Annotated in this window: 25 protein-coding genes; 5 read left to right on the top strand and 20 right to left on the bottom strand. The window is 66.9% G+C overall.

From position 1 onward, the window contains the following. Positions 1–78: 78 nt before the first annotated feature. The 11 genes from dosR to ACZYZ7_RS27495 form a co-directional block, all read right to left on the bottom strand. Positions 79–720 carry a hypoxia response regulator transcription factor DosR/DevR gene (gene dosR / locus ACZYZ7_RS27445; RefSeq protein WP_135457556.1) on the bottom strand — a complete coding sequence of 214 codons (642 nt, stop codon included), beginning with the start codon at positions 718–720 and terminating at the stop codon, positions 79–81. Positions 721–730: 10 nt separating this feature from the next. Next, entirely contained in the window at positions 731–1,180 is a 450-nt protein-coding gene (locus tag ACZYZ7_RS27450; protein ID WP_450070058.1) for a universal stress protein, read from the bottom strand. 23 nt (positions 1,181–1,203) lie between these two features. Continuing rightward, positions 1,204–2,187, bottom strand: coding sequence for an Acg family FMN-binding oxidoreductase (locus ACZYZ7_RS27455; RefSeq protein ID WP_450070059.1), 984 nt, complete (start codon positions 2,185–2,187; stop codon positions 1,204–1,206). Positions 2,188–2,264: 77 nt separating this feature from the next. Beyond that, positions 2,265–3,149: a polysaccharide deacetylase family protein gene (locus tag ACZYZ7_RS27460; RefSeq protein WP_450070060.1), complete on the bottom strand. Its 885-nt coding sequence runs from the start codon at positions 3,147–3,149 to the stop codon at positions 2,265–2,267. Between the two features lie 79 nt (positions 3,150–3,228). Next, positions 3,229–4,542 (bottom strand): PhoH family protein, encoded by a 1,314-nt coding sequence (locus ACZYZ7_RS27465; RefSeq protein WP_135457564.1) that lies wholly within the window; start codon positions 4,540–4,542, stop codon positions 3,229–3,231. A 200-nt stretch (positions 4,543–4,742) separates the two neighbouring features. Further along, a complete protein-coding gene (locus ACZYZ7_RS27470; RefSeq protein ID WP_450070061.1) occupies positions 4,743–5,570 on the bottom strand; it encodes an acyl-ACP desaturase in 828 nt (275 codons plus the stop codon). A gap of 68 nt (positions 5,571–5,638) precedes the next feature. Then, entirely contained in the window at positions 5,639–7,102 is a 1,464-nt protein-coding gene (locus ACZYZ7_RS27475) for a glycine hydroxymethyltransferase (protein WP_450070062.1), read from the bottom strand. A 10-nt stretch (positions 7,103–7,112) separates the two neighbouring features. Further along, positions 7,113–7,637, bottom strand: a complete 525-nt coding sequence (locus tag ACZYZ7_RS27480) for a hypothetical protein (protein WP_450070063.1) — start codon at positions 7,635–7,637, stop codon at positions 7,113–7,115. A 43-nt stretch (positions 7,638–7,680) separates the two neighbouring features. After that, positions 7,681–8,001: a hypothetical protein gene (locus tag ACZYZ7_RS27485; RefSeq protein WP_450070064.1), complete on the bottom strand. Its 321-nt coding sequence runs from the start codon at positions 7,999–8,001 to the stop codon at positions 7,681–7,683. Positions 8,002–8,284: 283 nt separating this feature from the next. Then, positions 8,285–8,695 carry a hypothetical protein gene (locus ACZYZ7_RS27490; RefSeq protein ID WP_450070065.1) on the bottom strand — a complete coding sequence of 137 codons (411 nt, stop codon included), beginning with the start codon at positions 8,693–8,695 and terminating at the stop codon, positions 8,285–8,287. 230 nt (positions 8,696–8,925) lie between these two features. Next, positions 8,926–10,146: a DUF885 domain-containing protein gene (locus ACZYZ7_RS27495; RefSeq protein WP_450070066.1), complete on the bottom strand. Its 1,221-nt coding sequence runs from the start codon at positions 10,144–10,146 to the stop codon at positions 8,926–8,928. A 30-nt stretch (positions 10,147–10,176) separates the two neighbouring features. Here ACZYZ7_RS27495 and coaA point away from each other — a divergent pair, with 30 nt between their 5' ends. Beyond that, positions 10,177–11,115 carry a type I pantothenate kinase gene (gene coaA / locus ACZYZ7_RS27500; RefSeq protein WP_135457578.1) on the top strand — a complete coding sequence of 313 codons (939 nt, stop codon included), beginning with the start codon at positions 10,177–10,179 and terminating at the stop codon, positions 11,113–11,115. 59 nt (positions 11,116–11,174) lie between these two features. Here coaA and ACZYZ7_RS27505 read toward each other — a convergent pair whose 3' ends face one another. From ACZYZ7_RS27505 to ACZYZ7_RS27520, 4 genes are all read right to left on the bottom strand, one after another. Continuing rightward, positions 11,175–11,588: a hypothetical protein gene (locus ACZYZ7_RS27505; RefSeq protein WP_463742219.1), complete on the bottom strand. Its 414-nt coding sequence runs from the start codon at positions 11,586–11,588 to the stop codon at positions 11,175–11,177. A gap of 120 nt (positions 11,589–11,708) precedes the next feature. Next, the gene (locus ACZYZ7_RS27510) at positions 11,709–12,134 is read right to left on the bottom strand and encodes a hypothetical protein (protein WP_463742220.1); all 426 of its coding nucleotides are present in this window, start codon (positions 12,132–12,134) and stop codon (positions 11,709–11,711) included. 136 nt (positions 12,135–12,270) lie between these two features. After that, the gene (locus ACZYZ7_RS27515) at positions 12,271–13,644 is read right to left on the bottom strand and encodes a hypothetical protein (protein ID WP_463742221.1); all 1,374 of its coding nucleotides are present in this window, start codon (positions 13,642–13,644) and stop codon (positions 12,271–12,273) included. 15 nt (positions 13,645–13,659) lie between these two features. Beyond that, positions 13,660–14,451, bottom strand: a complete 792-nt coding sequence (locus tag ACZYZ7_RS27520; RefSeq protein WP_463742222.1) for a (2Z,6E)-farnesyl diphosphate synthase — start codon at positions 14,449–14,451, stop codon at positions 13,660–13,662. Between the two features lie 56 nt (positions 14,452–14,507). Here ACZYZ7_RS27520 and trhA point away from each other — a divergent pair, with 56 nt between their 5' ends. Further along, positions 14,508–15,251, top strand: a complete 744-nt coding sequence (gene trhA, locus ACZYZ7_RS27525) for a PAQR family membrane homeostasis protein TrhA (protein ID WP_463742223.1) — start codon at positions 14,508–14,510, stop codon at positions 15,249–15,251. Between the two features lie 68 nt (positions 15,252–15,319). Here the strand turns inward: trhA and ACZYZ7_RS27530 are convergent, their stop codons facing one another. Genes ACZYZ7_RS27530 through mca form a run of 4 tightly spaced genes read right to left on the bottom strand, consistent with a single transcriptional unit; the run spans position 15,320 to position 18,869 of the window. After that, positions 15,320–15,694, bottom strand: a complete 375-nt coding sequence (locus ACZYZ7_RS27530; protein WP_135457589.1) for a nuclear transport factor 2 family protein — start codon at positions 15,692–15,694, stop codon at positions 15,320–15,322. A gap of 10 nt (positions 15,695–15,704) precedes the next feature. After that, the gene (locus tag ACZYZ7_RS27535; RefSeq protein WP_463742224.1) at positions 15,705–17,744 is read right to left on the bottom strand and encodes a thioredoxin domain-containing protein; all 2,040 of its coding nucleotides are present in this window, start codon (positions 17,742–17,744) and stop codon (positions 15,705–15,707) included. Continuing rightward, positions 17,704–18,006: a hypothetical protein gene (locus ACZYZ7_RS27540; RefSeq protein ID WP_463742225.1), complete on the bottom strand. Its 303-nt coding sequence runs from the start codon at positions 18,004–18,006 to the stop codon at positions 17,704–17,706. Before ACZYZ7_RS27540 ends, ACZYZ7_RS27535 begins: the two co-directional genes overlap by 41 nt. Beyond that, on the bottom strand, positions 18,003–18,869 hold the full coding sequence (mca, locus tag ACZYZ7_RS27545; RefSeq protein ID WP_135457595.1) for a mycothiol conjugate amidase Mca: 867 nt from the start codon (positions 18,867–18,869) through the stop codon (positions 18,003–18,005). The genes ACZYZ7_RS27540 and mca overlap by 4 nt, the downstream gene beginning before the upstream one ends. A gap of 104 nt (positions 18,870–18,973) precedes the next feature. On the opposite strand from mca, the gene ACZYZ7_RS27550 reads away from it, so the two are divergent. From ACZYZ7_RS27550 to ACZYZ7_RS27560, 3 genes are all read left to right on the top strand, one after another. Further along, positions 18,974–19,396, top strand: a complete 423-nt coding sequence (locus ACZYZ7_RS27550; protein ID WP_135457597.1) for a DUF4307 domain-containing protein — start codon at positions 18,974–18,976, stop codon at positions 19,394–19,396. Between the two features lie 233 nt (positions 19,397–19,629). Beyond that, positions 19,630–20,124: a transcription elongation factor GreA gene (greA, locus tag ACZYZ7_RS27555; RefSeq protein WP_135457599.1), complete on the top strand. Its 495-nt coding sequence runs from the start codon at positions 19,630–19,632 to the stop codon at positions 20,122–20,124. A gap of 35 nt (positions 20,125–20,159) precedes the next feature. Beyond that, the gene (locus ACZYZ7_RS27560; RefSeq protein WP_135457601.1) at positions 20,160–20,831 is read left to right on the top strand and encodes a GOLPH3/VPS74 family protein; all 672 of its coding nucleotides are present in this window, start codon (positions 20,160–20,162) and stop codon (positions 20,829–20,831) included. Here the strand turns inward: ACZYZ7_RS27560 and ACZYZ7_RS27565 are convergent. Then, positions 20,828–21,982, bottom strand: coding sequence for a cystathionine gamma-synthase (locus ACZYZ7_RS27565; protein ID WP_135457603.1), 1,155 nt, complete (start codon positions 21,980–21,982; stop codon positions 20,828–20,830). The two genes, ACZYZ7_RS27560 and ACZYZ7_RS27565, sit on opposite strands and share 4 nt — an antisense overlap. Positions 21,983–21,988 lie beyond the last annotated feature (6 nt).

The raw sequence follows: 21,988 nt of genomic DNA on the forward strand, positions 1-21,988 counted from the left end.
TAGCCGTGAGGCTATTGCCGCGCAGTTCGCGGCACCATGGGCGAAAGCCCTATCCGCCGGGGACCAAAGACCCTGGCATCACTGGTGATCACGACGATCGAGCGTGGAGGCGAATACCGCGGCCTGCGTGCGGCGTTCCATGCCCAACTTGGCCAGCAACCGCGACACGTAGTTCTTCACGGTCTTCTCGGCCAGGAACATCCGGGCCGCGATCTGCCGGTTGGTCAGCCCCTCCCCCAGCAGGTCCAACAGCACCCGCTCCTGCTGCGTCAGCCCGGCCAACGGGTCGGAGCGCTCGGCGTCGCCCCGCAGTTTGGCCATCAGCGCCGTGGCGGCGCGGTTGTCCAGCAGCGACTTCCCGGCCCCGACGTCCTTGATCGCCTGGGCCAGTTCCATGCCCTTGATGTCTTTGACCACGTAGCCGCTGGCGCCGGCCAGAATGGCATCCAGCATGGCTTCGTCGGACGTGAACGACGTCAGCATCAGGCAGCGCAGATCAGGCATGCGCGACAGCAGTTCCCGGCACAGCTCGATGCCGTTGCCGTCAGGCAACCGGACATCGAGCACCGCGACATCGGGCGCCAGCGCAGGCACCCGGGCCAGCGCCTGGGACACCGAGTCGGCCTCGCCGATCACGTCCAGCTCCGGGTCTGCACTGAGCAGGTCGATCAGCCCGCGGCGAACCACCTCATGGTCATCGACCAGAAAAACTCTGATCATTCCCCGAGTCTCACAACCGGGGGCGCCGATCGCAAGTGAGCACCGCGCAACCCGAGCGCGCCAACACCGCCTGCAACCCGGCCGAATCCGGGTGGTCGGCACCGAGCACGAGCACCTGGGCCGACTCCGGATGTACCGCCAGGTATTCCGCAACGCTGTCGTAGCCGTCGATGCTCTGCACATCAAGGTCTGGCGAGCGCTTCAGCGCACGGGTCAGCCGGCGCTCGAGCTGTGCGGCCGACAGGCGGTCGCGCTCAGCGACGGCGGTCGCGTCGTACATCTCGCGGTGCCGGGCTCCCCAGGTGGTCAGCACCCGCAACGGCGCGCCGCGCCGCACGGCTTCGTCGATCGCGGTGTGCAGGGCGTCGTTGCTGGAGGTGCGGCCGTCGGCTTCGACCACGACGGCCGCACCAGCGGTGGGAGCAGTGGTGGAGGCGGGATCGATCAGGGTGTCGGTCATGGGTCAGCTCCTATTTGGGACGGTCAGGATTCGAAGGTCAGGAAGGCCTCGACGGCGCGGCGCGGAGTCGGCGGTGGCGCGTCGGTGATCGTCGGCGCGATACCGATCCGGACCAGCAGCTGCGGGCAGGCGTCGCGGCCGATCAGGGTACCGATGATGTCGCGGCTGGCGTGCAGCTCGGTCACGTGGCTCACCGGGCAAGTACTCAGGCCCGAGAGCGTGCATTCCAGCAACAGCGCCGAGAGGGCCTCGCCCGCATCGAGGGCGTCGGCCCGGCTGTACCCGTCCGTGGACAGCACGACCAGGGTCGCCGAATCGTCGCGGACGTTGGGACGCCGATCGGTGTGTGCGGTGACCGGGAACGTGCGTGCCACCGCGACGCGCTCGCTTTCGGCCGCCGACACCAGCGAGCTCTGCGGGATACCGTCTTCGGTTGCGAACGGTGTTGTCCACCAAGCAAGTTCAGCGTGGTAGGCGGAGTCGTAGAGGCGCAGCGACTCGGTCAACGCCGCGGCTTCGGCCACCGTTTCGCGCGCGTCCTCGGCCAGCACGTCCAGATGCACCGGGCCGTCGGGCAACCGCGCCCGCAGCAACGCTTCGAAGGCATCCCAGTCCGCGTACCCGGTCATCGGCAGGCGGTCGGTGCGCCGAGCCAGGATCGCATCGGCCCGCCGGCGGTGGGCGTCGGTGACGAACTCCATCGGCGAGAACTGAAGCGTCGCCAGATGATCGGGGTCATTGGGATTGGGGAAGCGGTCGACAGCGGTGGCCCACCCGGCTGCGGCCATGGCAGCCCGCAGATGGTCCAGCAGCACACCGCAGCTGATGATCGCCTCACGCGAGGAGCGGTCGGTTGCGGTCACCACCCGACTGGGGTCGAGGTGCAGATGCAGACAATCACGTTGAGCCACCAGCCGCCACGGTTGGGTGTTGTGCAGAGAAGGCGCACGCGATGCCAGCTGCACCGCACGGGTGAGGGTCGCTGTATCGAACATCGTGTCGGGCATGCTTCTAGCCTCGTCGTGCCCGAGCCCGTCGGTTAGGGTCTTTGGTCCTCAACCCGACGCGATGTGTATCTCAGTTGTCAGGCCCCGTTGTTGGGGCCACCCGAATTCGCCCCGGGGATGTCGGTGATCGGGAAGTTCGGCATCGGCGCGGGCGAGGGGGTCGCGGGCAACGACGGGGTCTCTTCCGGCGGAATATCCTTGATGGCCTCGGCCGGCGGCACGGGCGGGCCGTTCTCGCGGCTGCCGTAGCTGGTGCCGGGCTCGCGCTCACCGAGCATGTGGCTGACGGTCACCAGGTGGTAGCCGTTGGCCTTGAGAACCGGGATGAACTGCTGCACCAGGTCCACGGTGGACGAGTAGGTGTCATGAAAAAGTACGACGTTGTTGGGCCTGATCTGCGTCATCAGCATGTAGCGGGTCGCAGCGGTGTTGGCGTCGTTGGCCCAGTCGAACGGGATGACATCCCAGTTGATGTCGGCCAGCCCCTGCTTGCGGGCCTCGGCCAGCACCTCGTCGTTGACCAGTCCGCCTGCCGTGCGAACCAGCTTCGGCCGTTGGCCCGTCGCGGCCTCGATGGCGTCACTGGCCTTGCTGAACTGGGCCGGGATCTCCTCGGGCGGAATGGTCGTCATGTTGGGGTGTTCCCAGGTGTGGCTGCCCAGTTCCATCCCGGCCTCGACCACCCGCTTGGCCCCCTCGGGGTTGGCGGCGACCTTGTTGCCGATCTCGAAGAACGTGGCCTTGGCGTCGTTGTCCTTCAGGATCTGCAGGAGCCGGTCGGTGTACGGGCCGGGCCCGTCGTCGAACGTCAGCGCGACGCACCGCTCCTTGGAACAGTCCACGTCATCCGGGTCGTCCCGGCGGATGTGCCCGGTGAGCACCCCCACCACCAGGACCACGACCGCGGCGGTCACGCCGACTGCCGTCCACCGCCACGCCTGACTGTTGGGGAGCCTCGCCACTCCGGCAGCCTACCGGCTGGTGATTTGTGCACCTCCCGTAACGCCTGCCGTTACGGGAGGTGCACAAATCACTCCGAACTCAGGGCAGCGCGCCGGGGCTGAACTCCTCCAGCATCTCGGTGACGAGCGCGGCGATCGGCGAACGTTCGCTGCGCTGCAGCGTGACGTGGGCGAACAGCGGGTGCCCCTTGAGTTTCTCGATCACCGCCGCGACGCCGTCGTGGCGACCCACCCGCAGGTTGTCCCGCTGGGCCACGTCGTGGGTAAGCACCACCCGCGAGCCCGCGCCGAGCCGCGACAGCACGGTCAGCAGCACATTGCGTTCCAGTGACTGCGCCTCATCGACGATGACGAACGAGTCGTGCAGGGACCGGCCCCGAATGTGGGTCAGTGGAAGCACTTCCAGCATTCCGCGGGACAGCACCTCGTCGAGGACCGCGGGGCTGGCCAACCCTTCGAGGGTGTCGAAGACGGCCTGAGCCCACGGACCCATCTTCTCGCTCTCACTGCCGGGCAGGTAGCCGAGATCCTGTCCACCGACCGCATAGAGCGGACGGAACACCACGACCTTGCGCTGAGTTCGGCGTTCCAGCACGGCTTCCAGGCCCGCGCACAGGGCGAGGGCGGATTTGCCGGTGCCGGCCTTGCCGCCGAGCGAGACGATGCCGACGGAATCGTCGAGCAGCAGATCGAGGGCGACGCGCTGTTCGGCTGACCTTCCCCGGAGGCCGAACACTTCGCGATCACCGCGCACCAGCTGCACCCGCTTCTCGGCGTTGACCCGCCCGAGCGCCGAGGAACTACCGCCCAGCAACCGAATTCCGGTGTGGCAAGGCAGATCCCGAGCCTCGGTCAGATCGATCTCGCCGTCGGCGAACAGCGTGTCGATATCTCCTGCCGCCACGTCGAATTCGGTCATCCCGGTCCAGCCGGACACCACGACATCCTGTGCGTGGTACTCGTCGGCAGGCAGGCCAACCGCACCGGCTTTCACGCGCAACGGGATGTCCTTGCTCACCAGCGTGACATGCTTGCCCTCCGCAGCGAGATTGGCCGCACACGCGAGGATCCGGGTGTCGTTGGTCTCGGTACGGAACCCCGTTGGCAACACCGACGGATCGATGTGATTCAACTCGACCTGTAGCGTGCCGCCTTCTGCGCCAACAGGAATCGGCTGATCCAGCCGTCCATGCTCAAGCCGCAGATCATCGAACATCCGCAGCGCCTGCCGGGCGAACCAACCCAGCTCGTGGTGATGCCGTTTGGCCTCCAGCTCGCTGATCACGACCAGCGGGACCACCACTTCGTGCTCGGCGAACCGGGTGCATGCCCATGGATCGGACAGCAACACGGACGTGTCGAGCACATAGGTACGGACAGGAGTATCAGTCACGTGGCGCTCCTAGAACCCGCGCGGCCCCACACGAGTTGCTCGGTGGACACTGCGGCACCAGGACCGGAGCCGGTCCTCTCGTGATCTAACCGATCGGTACCGTCCGGACAGCAGAGCATGTCGCTAGCCATCGGATTCGACGCTACTCCCGCCTCGGCGGGGTTGCTGGCTGGCGCGCCGCGTGTGGGGCGCCCGGCGCGTTACGTGTTGATGAACTCCTGGAGCTGCGGCTCATCGGCCAGCCCCCAGGCGCTGATCCGGTCGGAGATGACCTGCGCCAGAGCGGCCTTGTCGAAGATGCCGACCTCGGCCACCAGAGCGACCTTGTCCTGGTATGCGTCGATGTCGGCGCCGATCACGTCGAGGTCGCGGGCCCGGGCCGCGATGGCCGCCACGGTCTCGTCGCGGTGGGTGCCCAGCAGGTGTGCCACCAGGTTGGCGAAGAACAGCTCGTGGCGCTCTTCGTCGAGGACGATGCGGTCGACCATCGCGCCCAGCACCGGCTCGGCGATCTGCGCCCGCAGGTTGCGGGTGAACACCGCATGCGCACGCTCGAAGAACGCCATGAACACCAGCGTCTCGATCTGGCTGTAGCTGTCGGCGCGGTAGCCCTTCATCACGTGCTCGACGCGGACGTCCTCGTTGGCCGTCGGGTCGATCTCGCGGGTGACGACGAGGTAGTTGCGCAGCGCGACGGCGTGCAGGTGCTCCTCGGCGGTCCAGCGGCCGAGGAACCGGCCCCACTTGTCCTCGAGGATGAAGTGCTCGACGAGCTCGCGGTGATAACCGGACAGGTTGTCCTTGGTGATCAGCAGGATCTCCAAGGCGTCGGTGACGTTCTTGGGAAGCGTCACCTGCGAGGGATCCCAGTCCTGGCCACCGAGGAAGGCGAAATTCTCGCCCTGGTCGAACGGCACGTAATCGTGCGCGTACCAGAGGTCCTCGGTATCCAGGTGGCGGCGCAGCTCGGCCTCGACAACCGGCTCGAGCTCCAGGGTCAGCGCATTAGCTACAGGTTTCTGTGCCATGCGGTAACTGTAACCCGGGTTTACAGGTTTCTGAAACTCAGGTCACGTGTGATGTAGCCCGCTCCGGTTCAGAGGGTGAGGCCCGGGTACAGCGGGTTGGCGTCGAGCAGCTCGGCCGAGGCAGCGCGCACGCGCTCGGCGGTGCCGTCGGCCACCTTGTACTTGGCCTTGGACGATCCATCGGCCTGCGTGTTGGACAGCACGTCGACGATCAGCTCGGCCACGCGATCGAAGTCGTCGGCGCCGAATCCGCGGCTCGTCAACGCCGGGGTGCCCAGCCGGATGCCGCTGGTGTACCAGGCGCCGTTGGGGTCCGCCGGGATCGCGTTGCGGTTGGTGACGACGCCCGCATCCAGCAGGGCGGACTCGGCCTGGCGGCCGGTCAGACCGAACGAGCGCACATCGAGCAGCACCAGGTGGTTGTCGGTGCCACCGGTCACCAGGCCCGCGTCACGCTTGACGAAGCCGTCCGCCAGCGCCTGGGCGTTGTCGGCGACCTGCTGGGCGTAGGCCTGGAAGGCCGGTTGGCGCGCCTCGGCCAGGGCGACGGCCTTGGCCGCCATCACGTGGCTCAGCGGCCCGCCGAGCACCATCGGGCAACCCTTGTCCACCGCCGGGGCGAATTCCTCGGTGGCCAGCACCATGCCCCCGCGCGGGCCGCGCAGCGACTTGTGCGTGGTGGTCGTGGTGACGTGGGCGTGCGGCACCGGGTTCTCGTCACCGGTGAACACCTTGCCCGCGACCAGACCGGCGAAGTGCGCCATGTCGACCATCAGGGTGGCGCCGACCTCGTCGGCGATCTCGCGCATCTTGGCGAAGTTCACCCGGCGCGGGTAAGCCGAATAGCCGGCGACCAGCACCAACGGCTTGAACTCGCGGGCCGCGGCGGCCACCGCGTCGTAGTCCAGGAAACCCGTATCGGGGTTGGTCCCGTAGCTGTGCTGATGGAACATCTTGCCCGAGATGTTGGGCCGGAAGCCGTGGGTCAGGTGCCCGCCGGCATCCAGGGACATGCCGAGCAGACGCTGGTTGCCCAGCTTGCTGCGCAGGGTCTCCCAATCCGCCTCGGACAGGTCGTTGACGTGCTTGGCGCCGAGCTCGGCCAGGCCTGGCGCCTCCACCTTGGTGGCCAGGATGGCCCAGTAGGCAACGAGATTGGCGTCGATCCCGGAGTGCGGCTGGACGTAGGCGTAGGGGGCGCCGAACAGTTCGCGGGCGTGCTCGGCAGCCAGGGCCTCGACGGTGTCGACGTTCTGGCAGCCCGCGTAGAAACGGTGCCCGACGGTGCCCTCGGCGTACTTGTCGGAGAACCAGGTGCCCATGGTGAGCAGCACGGCCGGGGAGGCGTAATTCTCGCTGGCGATCAGCTTGAGCGAATCACGTTGATCGGCAAGCTCTTTGCGGGTTGCTGCCGCGATCCTCGGCTCGACGGATTCGATAACCTGCAGTGCGGCCTGGTAGGCGGCGCTTGAGGTGTCGGCGTAATCAACGCCGGAAGCCGCGGGCAAGGTGGATGACGAGTCTGCTGCCATGGCATTCAGCCTAGTCGGAGCGGTGGTAGCCGTTCATCGGGCCCGGGCCTGGGTAACCGGGCAGATGACCGGGGTACGGGTATGGCGGCTGAGGCGGCTGTGCAAGCGCCAGACCTCGGGTGAGCTTGGTGAGCAGCACGAACCAAGCGGCAACCCCGACGACTACCGATGCCGCCCACAGCAGACTGCTGACGGTTTCCATGCGCGGCCCCTCGCCGATCACCTTCATCAGGACCGACGGGAAGGTGTCGGGGCTGTCTCCGCCGTCGACACAGGCGAGCCCGAACACGAACATCGACACCCACAGGATGACCTGCGCCCAGGCCTGGCCGGAGGTGAGTTCCCGGCCCGGCAGTTTACGCATCATCCTGCTGGTCGCCACCAGGCAAAGTGCCAGCCACGGTGCGGCGAGGACGCCGAACACCACCATCCAGCCGAGCTGCGCAAACAGTCCCCGACCGATCACCATCCACGCCAACAAGAGCATGTTGAGCGGCATCGCCAGCGCGGGGATGTACAGCCGAAACTCAGACACCCTCCGAGCCTAAGCCCGCAATGTCGACGGGATCAGCGGCAGATCACTTGGGGTGGCTCCAAGCGCCGCCGCCCTTGCCGTTGGCGAAAGCGCCGCCCGGCCAACCCTTACTCCAATCGTGACCAGCCCAGGCACCTCCGGGCCACCCCTTGCTCCAGTCCCAGCCGGCCCACGCTCCGCCGGGCCACGGGATCTTGAGACCAGGTGTCGGCGGGGACACCGTGTGGCCATTCAAGACGACGACAGGATCGGCATTGGCCACCGCTGCGGGTCCGACGAATCCGGCCAGCCCCATCGAGCCCGCCACCACGACCACGCCGGCCATCACCTTGATCCGGTTCGATTTCGTCCCTGTTGCAGCCATCTCGACTCCCTTTGCCGCCATCCGGTTTCGCCGCCGCGATTCTCAGCAAATATTTTACGCTTCGCCGAAAGGGCCTATCAAGCAGCCGGCCGGCGCGGGCCCCATGACCCGCGGCAGCGCAAATCAAGGTCAGTATTTGCGCTTTCAAATGGCTTTTCAGCGGAGGAGCTAGACCCGCCCGGACATGCCCCCAGCTGGCGCGAGCGCGGAATCCGGAGCAGTCCACAGCAAAGTTTTGAGCCAGGCGGACAATTGAGTCCGCCCGGCTTCTCGGGTTGTCAGATCAGTCGCGGTGAAACCACGCGCCACCGGCCTTGCCGTGGATGGCGGCGCCGCCGCCCTTGCCATTGGCGAAACCGCCGCCGGGGTATCCCTTGCTCCAATCGTGGCCGGCCCACGCACCGCCGGGCCACGGGCTGACGAGGGGCGGGAGCTGTGTGCCACCAGATACGCCGGGAATGCTGGGGATGCCGGAGATGGCGGACGTCACCGGATCGCTACCGACCTTCGTGAAGGGAGCTTTTTTGCCGCCGGGACTGACCGGCGCCACCGGATCACTGCCGACCTTCGTGACGGGTTCGGCATTGGCCACCGCGCCCGAGCCGAGGATCCCGGCGAGCGCCACCGCGCCGGCCGCCACGATCACGCCGGCCACGCGCTTGATCTTGTCCAGTCTTTCCCTTGTTGCTGCCATGGTTTTTTCCTTTGCCCGACCCGGCACCGTCACCGGGCCCTACGGCAACAATGTTACTGACCGGTAACTAAGCGATTCAAGCGCTTGAGACCACCGTCATATCGGCGAAGAAACGAAACGTAGAACACTGTCAGGCAAATGCCAGGCGCCCCTCAGGGCGGCGTTGAAATCGTGTCTAGGGCTTTGCTGTCGGGCGCCACGCACCGGCGGCCCGCGACTCGGGCGCGAGCCTAGGCCGTCCGCAATGTCGACGGGATCAGCGGCTCGTCGAGCAGCCGACCGAAGCGTTGGGTCAACGTCACACCATCGGGCCGGTCGTCCAACCACGCCCGCAGCAACCGGTAACCCTCGATGTAGGTGCTGGTGTAGGCCCGCCACAGCGGCGAGGACAGGAACCGCAGCGACTGTCTGGCGCGGTCGTCGTCGACCAGCAGCCACCGCTTGAGGAACTCCGCCACCTCGTCGACGTCGCGATGCTCGTCGTGCAGCATCAGCGCCGCGTCCTGGCGCACATCGGCCAGCCCGGCCACCGCCTCCGAGATCGCCTCCGCGCGTTCCCCGTCGAACCGCAGCCCCAGGTCGGCGTAGATGTCGGCGGCCCATGCCCCCCAGCCCGGCCCGACGATGGCATGCAACGCCAGGTCGGCCAGGCCCTCGGCCATCAGGCACTGCGGGGTGTTGACGAGGAAGATCGTCTGTTCCAGTTCGCCGTCGCGAGCCACCAGGCCGGCCTCTTTGCGGCAATGCTCGGTGTGATGGCCCGGGTAGGACTCGTGGGCCACCAGCCGGGGCAGGTTGGCCATCTGTTGTTTGAGGTCGGCGTTGACCGCAACGGTGGACTTGTAATCGCCCAGGTAGTAGTTGAACCCCGACCACGGCTTGTCGGTGACCACCTCATAGGTGATGGTCTCGGTCTCCGGCAGGGGGTACGCGGCACGCACCTTGTCTCGCAGGGCCGACGAGAACGCGTGGATGCACTCCTCCAGCCGGGCCGGCGGGATCTCGTCTCCGGTGCGGTGGGCCTGAATTCGCTCGGTCAACGGGCCGGTGCCGCCGAGTGCGTCGTCGAGTTTGGCGTGCGCCTGGCGGTACTTCTCGGGGTCGCCCTTGCTGATCCGCACGTCGAAATAAGCCTGTACCTCGTCGACGAAACCGACCTGCTCACCGGCGAACTTGCGGCCCGCGCAGTTGAGCGCGCGCAGATGCGCGGCAATGTATTCGGCGCGGTCGTGATCGAGATCGTCAGGGATCTGGGTCAGTAACCGATCAGCCTGGCGGGCCAGCTCGGCCGGGTCCGGCGCGGGCTCGTTCTCCACCGCGCGGCGCAGCTGCGGGTCACCGGTGAAGGAGTCGACGTAACCGTCCTCGACCCGGTCAAAGCGCAGGCCGAGCAGCAGGTACTCGCGGATCAGCTCCGCTGAGTCTGACTTTTTGTCGATCCCATTACCCATGCCGACAACCGTAGATGCAAGACTGACCGAATGCCGCGGCCGAGCGAGCCGAGCCCCTATGTGGAGTTCGACCGAAGTCAATGGCGTGCACTGCGCATGTCGACACCGCTGAAACTCAACGAGGACGAGCTGCTGCGCCTGCGCGGTATGGGCGAGAAACTCGACATCCTCGAGGTCGAAGAGGTCTATCTGCCCCTGGCCCGATTGATCCATCTGCAGGTGGCCGCCCGGCAGCGCTTGTTCGCCGCGACGGCGGAGTTCCTCGGTGAGCCGCAGCAGAATCCGGACCGGCCGGTGCCGTTCGTCATCGGCGTCGCGGGCAGTGTGGCGGTCGGAAAATCGACCACCGCCCGTGTGCTGCAGGCCCTGTTGGCCCGCTGGGGCCACCATCCCCGGGTCGACCTGGTGACGACCGACGGATTTCTCTACCCGAACAAGGAGCTCAACCGCCGGAACCTCATGCACCGCAAGGGGTTCCCGGAGAGCTACGACCGGCGCGGGTTGATGCGGTTCGTCACCGCGGTGAAATCCGGGGCCGACGAGGTCTGTGCGCCGGTGTACTCACACCTGCTCTACGACATCGTGCCGGGCGAGAAGCAGGTGGTGCGGCACCCGGACATCCTGATCCTGGAAGGGCTCAATGTCCTGCAGACGGGGCCGGCACTGATGGTCTCGGACCTGTTCGACTTCTCGGTGTACGTCGACGCACGTATCGAGGACATCGAGAAGTGGTACATCTCCCGGTTCCTGACCATGCGTTCGACGGCGTTCGCGGATCCGGCCTCACACTTCCACCACTACTCGACGCTGACCGATGAGCAGGCCGTGTTCGCCGCGCGCGACATCTGGCATTCGATCAACCGGCCCAACCTGATCGAGAACATCCTGCCGACCCGGCCGCGGGCCACCCTGGTGCTCCGCAAAGACGCCGACCATTCGATCAACCGGCTGCGGCTGCGCAAGCTCTAGCCGGAGCACAGACACCAGATCGCCCAGAACCACAACGGTTCTGGGCGATCGCAGGTCGATCAGGCCGTGATCCGCTTGACCCCGACGTACTGCAGTTCGGCCATCGCCAGCGTGTAGATGCCGGTGCCGATGACGACCACGACGCCCGCGGTGGTCAGCGCCATGGTGAAGACAGCCACCAGGGCGATCACCGTGCAGGCCGCGTTGGCGACCACCGTGCCGATACCCGCGGGACGCACCCGCTCGATCCCGGCCAGGGCGAACACCGCGATGCCGTAGACGACCGAGAACACGCCGACGCCGTATTCGACGGATTTCGGCAGCCCGGTGAGATCGGCGAAGTACCCGGCCGCGGCCAGCAGTGCGATCCCGGCGATGCCGACGAGGACTGCGTCGAGCCGCATGGCCAGGCGCAGCAATGAATCGGTTCCCTTCCTGGTGCCAGCGGATCCGGTGGCGGTGATGGCGGTCATGATTCTCCTTCTCTCTGGTGGCGATAACTTGTCGTGCTTTCACTTCGAGCGGTGGAGCACGGTGCGGGGATACGCGCCGTAACCTCTTGCGGCGGCACCCCGCACCGGCTCGGGAAGGAGTCACGCCAGACGGCGCACTCCGCGGTACTGCAGCCAGGCCAACACGAAGGTGGCGCCGACGAATCCGAGCACCAACTCGTCGCCGGTCCCGGTCAACGACAACCAGCCGGTCACGATGGCGACGACCGTGGTGATCGCGAATGCCACGTTGCCGGCGAGGACGACGATGCCCACACGCCGGACCCGCGAAACCGCGGCCAGGACGTACAGCAGGGCGCCATAGCCGACCAGGGCGGCGCCGACGAACCACCCGGTGGTGGCGGACAGGCCCGCGATGCGGGCCAGTTGATCGGCGGCCATGGCGACCAGCAGGCCGACGCCGGCGCACACGGTGGCATCTGCGCGCAAAGCAAATCGCAGCAGAACATCTTCCGTAGCCGCTCCGGCGGTGGCGTCGGATTGGGGTCGGTTCAGGATCGCGGTCATATCGGGCTCCTCGGCGATGAGGGTGTCGATTGGTGGAACACCTCCGACCCTGCCCAGAAGGTGCTGCCAGATCGACGCCAAACACTGCCAAGCGCTGCCAAGCCCAGGTCAGCGCCGCTTCTGGAGGGGGAGCTCCCTATCGGCCGCCGGAGCCGACCGCCGGCGCCAGGTCACCACGCAGGTCCGCCGCGATCACCCGCGCCGCGGCGTTCTGCCAGTTGTGGAGTGAGCGCTGTGGCACTTCGGTGACAAGCCACTGCCACGCCTGCCGCGCGACCGGGTCGAGACCGGCGGCGGTGGCGTTCTGCGCGTAGGCGCGGACCCCGACGACGTAGGGGAAGTACAGCGAGTTGTAGTGGCGCCATTGCTCGGTGGTGCCGAAATCGCCGCCGTCGCGGGGCTTGAGTGCGGCGATGCGGTCAGCCAGCAGCGCCTTGAGTTCGTTAGCCCGTTCCAGCGGCTGGTCCGGTGCCCCGCGCTGTACCAGCCGGGCGTCGATGGCGGGCAGCGCGGTCAGCGGGCTGGCCACCAGTTTCGACAGATCGGCGTAGTGGCCGAGGGCACGTCGCGTGAGTCGGGCGAAGGCGTCGTCGTCGATGCCGCCCAGCGGATGATCCGATCGCAGCGGCAGCGCGGCCTCGGTCTGGCGCAATGCCTCGCGGTCGGCGCGCAGATCCGGGGACCGGGCGAAGGCCAACCGGTCGAACAGCCCGGCCAGCGGATCGGCCAGCACTTCCACCGCGACCGCGACGGCCAGGCTGGTGAACAACAGGATTGTCATGACCGTGCGGCCGGCTCCGGCGTCGAGCACCGTCATGCCGATCAGCGCCTGGGCCGCGAACGGAACCGCGATCACCAGCGTGCCGATGATCGAGCGGCGCATGTCCGCTCGTAACGCCTGGCCCTCGTCGAAGGCGTCCCAGATCGCGACCGCCACACCGAGCAGTGCGACGTCGAACCCGGTGGAGGCCAGCGCCAACCAGCTCGGCACCAACCCGAGCGGGATCACCAGGATCGCGTTGCCCAGCGCGAAGAACAGCGTCGCGACGATGATGAAGCCCACCACCGATCCGGGTTTCGCGCCGCCGAGCACGGCTTTGACCATGGCGCCGAGCGAGGACAACGAGATCACCGCGAACATCACCCAGTGACCGGTCCGCAGCGGGCCGTCGACGCTGCCCGCGAGCCCCGCCCCGGCGAACGCCAGCACTGCGACGGCGAAGATCGCCGCGATCTCACCCACGCGGGACCGGAAGGTGTCGGCCGGGCGGGCAAGTTCGACCATGACCGCGAACCAGGCGATACCCGGCAATGCCACCAGATAGATCTCGATGCGGCTGAGCACTTCCGAGCCGGTGACCAGCCGGACCGCGTCGAGCGCGACCACGACCGCGAAGCTCGTCAGCCCGATCGCCGCGAGGACGAGGACGGGTTTACGCGGGTCGCGGGCAAGCAGGTATAAACCCAGCCACCAGCTGAGGGTGAAGACCACTGCCGACAGCGCAGCCATGTCTCAAGTTTGGCACTACTTGCCGAATCTGCGGTGCCGGGCCGTGTAATCGCGCAATGCGCGCAGGAAGTCGACGCGACGGAAGGCGGGCCAGTACGCCTCGGTGAACCACATCTCCGAATATGCGCTCTGCCACAACAGGAATCCGCTGAGGCGTTGCTCACCTGAGGTGCGGATGACGAGATCCGGGTCGGGTTGGCCTGAGGTGTACAGGTTCTCGGAGATGCCGTCGACCGTGACCGCGTCCACGAGTTGTTCGGCGGTGGCACCGTTGGCCAGTTCCTTCGACAGCAGCGAGCGCACGGCGTCGACGATCTCCTGACGGCCGCCGTAGGCCACGGCCACGTTCACATGGAACTTCCCGCCCCTGCCGGTGGTCGATTCGACCGCCTCGCGCAGTCGACGGGCCGGCTCCTCCCCCAACAACTCCAGGTCACCGACGGTGCGCACCGTCCAGGTGTTCGACGGGGCGCAGATCTCCTCGACCACGTCGGTGATGATCTCGAGCAGGGCGGACAGCTCTTCGGGATCGCGCTGCAGGTTCTCGGTCGAGAGCAGGTAGACCGTCGTCATCTCGATGCCTGCGGCCTGGCACCAGCGCAGCATCTCGGCGATCTTGGCCGCGCCCATCCGGTAGCCGATGCTGACGTCGTCGTAACCTGCGTCACGCGCCCAGCGGCGGTTACCGTCGCACAGCACCGCGATGTGGCGAGGTAGCTCAGATCTGGACTGCGCCAGTTCCTGACGCAACCGCATCTCGTAGAGCCGATAGGCCGGTTCCTTGAGCCGCGGGGGAATGATGTCCACGAGAGTCCAGACTACTGTGAGCGTCGGGGTACACCATGTTGTTCAACGGAGGTGACATGACCGCGCCGACGGGTAGCACCAAGCCCTACCGCTCAGCTGCCGCACTGAACCGGCCTGCAGAAGATCTGCCTGAGGCGGTCGCCGAGGGCGTCGCCCAGTTCCTGGGCAAGCCACGCGCACGGGGCTGGATCCACGTGTATTCGGCGGTGGTCGCATTCATCGCCGGTGCGGCTCTGGTGTCGGTGTCATGGTCGGTGGAATCCACCCGAGCCGGGCTGGCCACGCTGCTGTACACCTTCACGATCGTGGCGATGTTCACCGTCAGCGGCACCTATCACCGGGTGAACTGGAAATCCGCCTCCGCCCGCAAGTGGATGAAGCGCCTCGATCACTCGATGATCTTCATCTTCATCGCCGGCAGCTACACCCCTTTCGCGCTGCTGGCTCTGCCCGAATCCAAAGGCATGGTGCTGTTCTGGATCGTCTGGGGTGGGGCGATCGCGGGCGTGCTGCTCAAGATGTTCTGGCCGTCGGCACCACGCTGGCTCGGCGTACCGCTCTACATCCTGCTGGGCTGGGTCGCGGCCTGGTTCATCGGACCGATCATGCACGGGGCCGGGGTGGCGGCGGTGGTGCTGTTGATCGTCGGCGGCGCGCTCTACAGCATCGGCGGCGTGCTCTACGCGCTCAAATGGCCCAACCCCTGGCCCACCACGTTCGGCCATCACGAGTTCTTCCACGCCTGCACCGCGGTCGCGGCGATCTGCCACTACATCGCCATGTGGTTCGCCGTCTTCTGATCCGTCAGCACGCCAGAAACACAAAAGCCCCGCACCGTCACACGACGATGCGGGGCCTTCGACCGGAGCTAGAGCGTGACGGTGTCTGCCTGTGACCAGTAGGCCTTCATCGCGCTGATCTTGCCGTCGCCGTCGAACACCATCACGTCGATGGGCTCGATCTGCATGCTGGTGGTGCCGAAGTCCATCGTCAGCCGGAAGTGGAACGCGGCCTCGTGGCCGGCCACCCGGAGCGTCACCAGCTCGGTCTTGCCCTTGATGTTCTCGACGTTGGCGTAGAAGCCGCGGATGGCGGCCCGTCCGATGTGAACCTCACCGCCGCCCACCGGATCCTCGACGGTCGCGTCGTCCGCATACAGCTCGGCGATCTCGTCGGCACTTCCGCTGGCGACCAGGTCGAGGTAGCGCTTGACGGTCTGGGTGATTTGCTCGGCGTTGGGCATGGCCGCGAGGCTACACGGCGCCACTTCCGCCGTCCGGAGGTTCACCACCCAGCGAGACTGCAAGTTCCCCGACGGTGGTGACGGGCAGGTCGCACACCGTGCCGCGACACACATAGGCGGCGTCGGCGCCGTCCACCCGGTCGCGCCCCCGAAGCAACGGCGACGAGTCTGCGGAACCTGGGGCACCCCCGACGACCAGTGCCCCACCGGGGGCCAGCCGGCGCGCGGCGGCCAACAGATCAGAGGACGGATCGCCGGCCACCGCGACCTGGATCGGTCCGCACACCTGCGCCTCCGCGACCGCCAGCCAGTGCCCGCCGGACCGGGCCGCACGGGCCAGGATCGGCGTGGCCGAGGACAACGTCGCCTGTGCTGCATCCACATACCGCTGCGACCCCGTCAGGTAGCCCGCCGCCTGCAGGGCCTCAGCGATCAGTGAGGCGCCCGACGGCGTCGCGCCGTCAATCGGGTCGGCGGGGCGCACCATGAGTTTCTCGGCGTCGTCGGCGGTGTCGAACCAGCGACCCGGCTGATCGGGATCCGCAAAATGGTCGAGGGCGATATCCAACAACCCAACCGCCTCGGACAACCCGAAGCCGGTGAGCTGGTAGAGCGTGAGCAACGCGGTGGCCAGCGCCGCGTAATCCTCCAGGATGGCCGCGCTCTCCCCCACCCGACCGCCAAGGCCGGCACGGCGCAGCCGACCGTCCACCACGTGCAGGTCAAGCAATCGGCGCGCGCAATCGAGTGCCGCAGAAAGCAATTCGGGTTGCTCGAGGGCCACCGAGGCTTCGGCCAACGCAGTGATGGCCAGCCCATTCCAAGCGGTCACCACCTTGTCGTCGCGCGCCGGCTGGGGTCGCAGCGCGCGGGCCGCCGACAACGCCGTACGCACCGACTCGAAACGAGCCTCATCGTCGGGATCGCGATGCAGTTGCAGCACCGAGGCACCGTGCTCGAACGTCCCGTCGACCGTCACCCCGAAAAGTGAAGCCGCCCAATCTCCGTCGTCATCCCCCAGCACCGAGCGCAGTTCGGCGGGGGTCCACACGTAGGTCAGACCTTCGCGCCCACCGGCGTCGGCGTCCAGCGACGAGGCGAACATGCCGCCGGCCCCCAAGTCCGACATGATGAAGGCGGCTGTCTGTCCAGTCACCCTGCGTGCCAACGGATCCCCGGTCCGACGCGCCAGGTGCGCGTAAGCCCGGAGCAGCAACGCGTTGTCGTACAGCATCTTCTCGAAGTGCGGCACCACCCAGTGCGGGTCGATGCTGTAGCGCGCGAATCCACCGGCCAGCTGGTCGTAGATGCCGCCGCGGGCCATCGCCGTACACGTGCGCTGCACGGCCGTCAGCGCCGGCACGGATCCGGTGCGTTCGTGGTGACGCAGCAGCCCTTCCAACAACGCCGAGGGCGGGAACTTCGGCGCGCCGCCAAAGCCCCCGTATGTCTCGTCCTCGTCGTGCAGCACCGCAGCCACCGCGTGATCGCACAGTTCCGGCCCCACCGGCGCCCCGCCGCCCGGCAGTCCGGCCGACATCGACCGCAATTCGGTGGCGATCTGATCCGAGGCCCGCTCGACCTCGTCGCGCCGATCCCGCCAGGTTTCGGCGACCGCGTCCAGCAGTTGCAGGAACCCCAGCTTCGGGTAGTACGTGCCGCAGAAGAACGGCCGGCCGTCGGGGGTCAGGAAGCAGGTCATGGGCCAGCCGCCCTGCCCGGTCAACGCGACGGTGGCGTTCATGTACACCGCGTCCAGATCGGGACGCTCTTCACGGTCGACCTTGATGCAGACGAATCCGTCGTTGAGCACGGCTGCCACTTCCGCGTCGTCGAACGACTCATGCGCCATCACGTGACACCAGTGACACGCCGCGTAGCCGATGGACAGCAGGATGGGGACGTCGCGCGAGGCGGCCTCAGCGAGCGCTTCGGGCGTCCATTCCCGCCAGTGCACCGGATTGTCGGCGTGCTGGCGGAGGTACGGGCTGGTGGACCCGCCGAGGGTGTTACCCGCCACCCGGCTCACGTGGCTGACCTTGGTGGTCATCGGGAGTGCTGTTCGCCGCGTCGCCATCCGCGTCCTCGGCCGTGCCCTCGTCGGCGGCCTGATCGGGCTCGGGGTGTTCCCGGTCGAAAGACTCGGGCAGCTTGCGCAGGTGCCGGTTCATCGACCAGACCAGTGCGAAGGTTCCGATCAGCAGCGCCACCGTGATGAGCAGGCCGAGCGGGGTCGCCTTACCGAACTCGGGTCCGGTGTTGCGGGGCTCGTCGGCGAGCAGTGTGACCACTGCAGTCATTGTGTCGATCATTTCTCAATCCCGGTGAACAGGTCGTCTTCCGGCAGATTCACCGGCACACGCGACCGCGCCAACTCGAACTCCTCAGTCGGCCAGAGCCGCTGCTGCCACTCGATCGGCGCATGGAAGAAATCGCCTTTCGGATCGATCTGGGTCGCGTGCGCGCGCAGCGCATCGTCGCGCTGACTGAAGTACTCCGAGCATTCAACACGGGTGGTGACCCGCTTGGCGAATATGTCGTGATCGGGTTCCCAGTGCTCCAGCCATTTGCCGAAGGGGCCCGTCCTACCGTTCTTGGCGAACTCGTCCTGCAGCAGTTGCATGCGCTGGCGCAGGAAGCCGTGGTTGTAATACAGCTTCGACACGCTCCAAGGCGTCCCGGCCTCGGGATACTGCCGGTGGTCGGCGGCCGCCTCGTAGGCCGCCACCGACACCTCGTGACAACGGATGTGATCGGGGTGTGGGTAACCGCCGTTCTCGTCGTAGGTGGTCAGCACATGCGGCTGGAACTCCCGGATGACCCGGACCAGCCGGCTGACCGGCTCGGCGATCGGCACACACGCGAAACAGCCGTCCGGCAGCGGGGGCAGCGGGTCGCCCTCGGGCAGGCCCGAGTCCACGAAACCCAGCCAGTGATGCTCGACACCGAGGATCTCGGCCGCCTTGGCCATCTCGTCGCGGCGCACCTCGGTGATCCGGCCGTGGACCTCGGGGAGGTCCATCGCCGGATTGAGAATGTCGCCGCGCTCGCCACCGGTGAGCGTCACGACCATGACGCGCACACCTTCAGCCGCATAGCGTGCGGTGGTTGCCGCCCCCTTGCTGGACTCGTCGTCCGGGTGGGCATGCACCGCCATCAACCGCAGTTCACTCATTTCGCTTTCATCTAACTACGGCGTCCTCTTACCTAATCCCTCTACCCGACCTTCAGCCCTGGGCTGCGGTGACGTGTCTGTCTGGCCCTATAGTTCCAGTTCTGATGATCGAACGCCCCGCCGCCCGCTACGGATCCCGCCAATTGTCCCGCCGGACCCGGCGATGGATCACGTTCGCACTGGTCGGCCTGGTGGTGGTGGCGGGTGTGATCCTCGCGGTCGTGGCCTTCCAGCGATTGGGCACCGGCGAGGTGAAAGGCGAGCTCTCGGCCTACGAACTGATCGACAACCAGACCGTCTCGGTGACGATCGGGGTGACCCGTCCCGACCCGTCGAAGCCGGTGGTGTGCATCGTCCGGGCCCGCTCGATCGACGGCAGCGAGACCGGCCGGCGTGAAATCCTGGTCGGCCCGTCCGACCACACGGTGGTGCAGGTGACCACGGAAGTGAAATCCAGCCGGACTCCCGTGATCGGCGACGTCTACGGTTGCGGGACGGATGTGCCGTCCTACCTGGTAGCGCCCTGATTCTGACGTCCGCAACCCACGTCTGACAGCGATTAAATGAAGATTCGTTGGCCGCTCGGTGGTACGATTGTGCGATACACGGTTCCTCGCTGGGGCCGTGTATTGCTGCATTAGCACTCGGTTAGGTGCCGACGCCCGCGGCAATACACGCGCCTTCCCCGGCGGAAACAACGGACTTGGTACGCGAGGAAGGCGCATCAGCGCCTTAGCAAGATAGACAGGAGCGCGAGAATATGACCGACACACAGGTCACCTGGCTCACTCAGGACGCATTCGACCGGTTGAAGGCGGAGCTGGATCAGCTGATCGCCAACCGGCCGGTGATCGCCGCCGAGATCAACGACCGTCGCGAAGAGGGCGATCTGCGCGAGAACGGTGGCTATCACGCCGCCCGCGAGGAGCAGGGCCAGCAGGAGGCCCGCATCCGCCAGCTGCAGGAGCTGCTCAACAACGCCAAGGTCGGTGAGGCTCCCAAGCAGTCCGGCGTCGCGCTGCCCGGTTCGGTCGTCAAGGTGTACTACGACGACGACAAGAAGGACACCGAGACGTTCCTGATCGCCACCCGCCAGGAGGGCATCAGCGACGGCAAGCTCGAGGTGTACTCCCCCAACTCACCGCTGGGCAGTGCCCTCATCGACGCCAAGGTCGGCGAGTCGCGCACGTACACCGTGCCCAACGGCAACACGGTCAAGGTCACCCTGATCAGCGCCGAGCCCTACCACGCCTGACGGGGCGGCCCGGGCGAAGCAGTACAGTCGGGGAAATGGCGCAAATCGCCGAAGACCTGTTCTTGCTGTTGCTGGACAACGCAGCCGCGCAGCCCGGGCTTGACCGTCACCGCAGGGAGAAAGTACTCAGCGCCGCGGTACTACTGGATCTGGCATACGCCTGCCGGATCCGCCCCGCCATGGCCGGCGAACCGATCGAGGCCGGTCGGCTGATCGCGTTGGCCGGTGATTGGCCCGTCGATCCGGTCGGTGACCCGGCGTTCGAACTACTGCAACGCCGGCCGCTTGCGGCCGATACCGCGTTGACCAAGCTGAGCAAGCACATCCAGCCCACCCTGGAGCAGCATCTCGAACGCCTCGGACAGATCCGCCGAGTCCGGATGCCCGGCAAGGGCTTTCCGGGTATGCCGGTGTACTGCTGGCCGCTGACCAACCGGGATCGGGTGAGTCAGACACGGGCGGCCCTGCTGGCCACGTTGTTCGACGGCCACAATCCGGTACCGGCGATCGCCGCGATCATCTGCCTACTGCATGCGGTTGACGGCCTGGGCGCCGTACTGAGTCTCAACGACCGGGGCTGGCGCTGGGTACATGCCCGATCCACCGAAATCGCCACGGGCATTTGGGTGGACGAGACCGCGTCGGCACTGCCGGAGATGAATCTGGCAGTGACGACGTCGGCGTTGCGTCCGGCTCTGATGAGCTAGGACAGGGCCTGCTCCAGGTCGGCCAGCAGATCGGCGGCATGCTCGATACCCACCGACAGGCGCACCAGGTTGTCGGGCACCTCCAGCTGCGACCCCGCGGTCGACGCGTGCGTCATGGCACCCGGGTACTCGATCAGCGACTCCACCCCGCCGAGCGACTCGGCGAGAATGAAAAGCTCAGTACGCGAGCACAATTCACGTGCCGCACGGGGCCCACCGCGCAGCTGCAGGCTCACCATGCCGCCGAAACCGGACATCTGCCGCGCAGCGACATCGTGGTTGGGATGGCTGACCAGACCGGGATACAGCACGGTCTCGACCGCGGGGTGACCGTCGAGGAATTCGGCGATGAGCGCGGCGTTTTCGCTGTGCTGACGCATCCGCAGCACCAGAGTCTTGAGCCCCCGCATGGTCAGGTACGCGTCGAACGGACCCGGCACCCCTCCGGCGCCGTTCTGCAGGAATGCGAATGCCGCGTCGAGCTCCTCGTCGTTGGTCAGCAGCGCACCACCCACCACATCCGAGTGCCCACCGATGTACTTGGTGGTCGAGTGCAACACGATGTCGGCACCCAGGAGCAGCGGCTGCTGCAGCGCCGGGGAGGCAAACGTGTTGTCCACCAACACCTTGACGCCCGAGGTCGCAGCGATCTGCACGATCCCGGCGATGTCGGCGATACTCAGCAACGGGTTGGTCGGTGTCTCCACCCAGATCATCCGGGTACGCGGGGTCAGGGCCGACCGCACCGCGTCCAGGTCGCTCAGCGGGACGGGGGTATGCGTGACGCCCCACTGCGAGAACACCTTGTCGATCAGCCGGAAGGTGCCCCCGTAGGCGTCATCGGGGATCACCACATGATCGCCGGGCCGCAGCACCGCGCGAAGGGCACAGTCGGTGGCGGCCATGCCCGAGCTGAATGCTCGCCCGTAGGCGGCTTCCTCGACCGCGGCCAGTGCCGATTCGAGGGCGGCCCGGGTGGGGTTGCCCGTCCGGGCGTACTCGAATCCGCCGCGCAATCCGCCGACGCCGTCCTGGGCGAAGGTCGAACTGGCGTAGATCGGGGTGTTGACGGCTCCGGTGCCCGGGTCGGGCCGGTAACCGGCGTGGATGGCTTTTGTGGCCAGACCGTGCCACTTGCGCTGTTCGCTCATAACGTA

It is taken from the genome of Mycobacterium sp. IDUB_17, assembly GCF_055419465.1.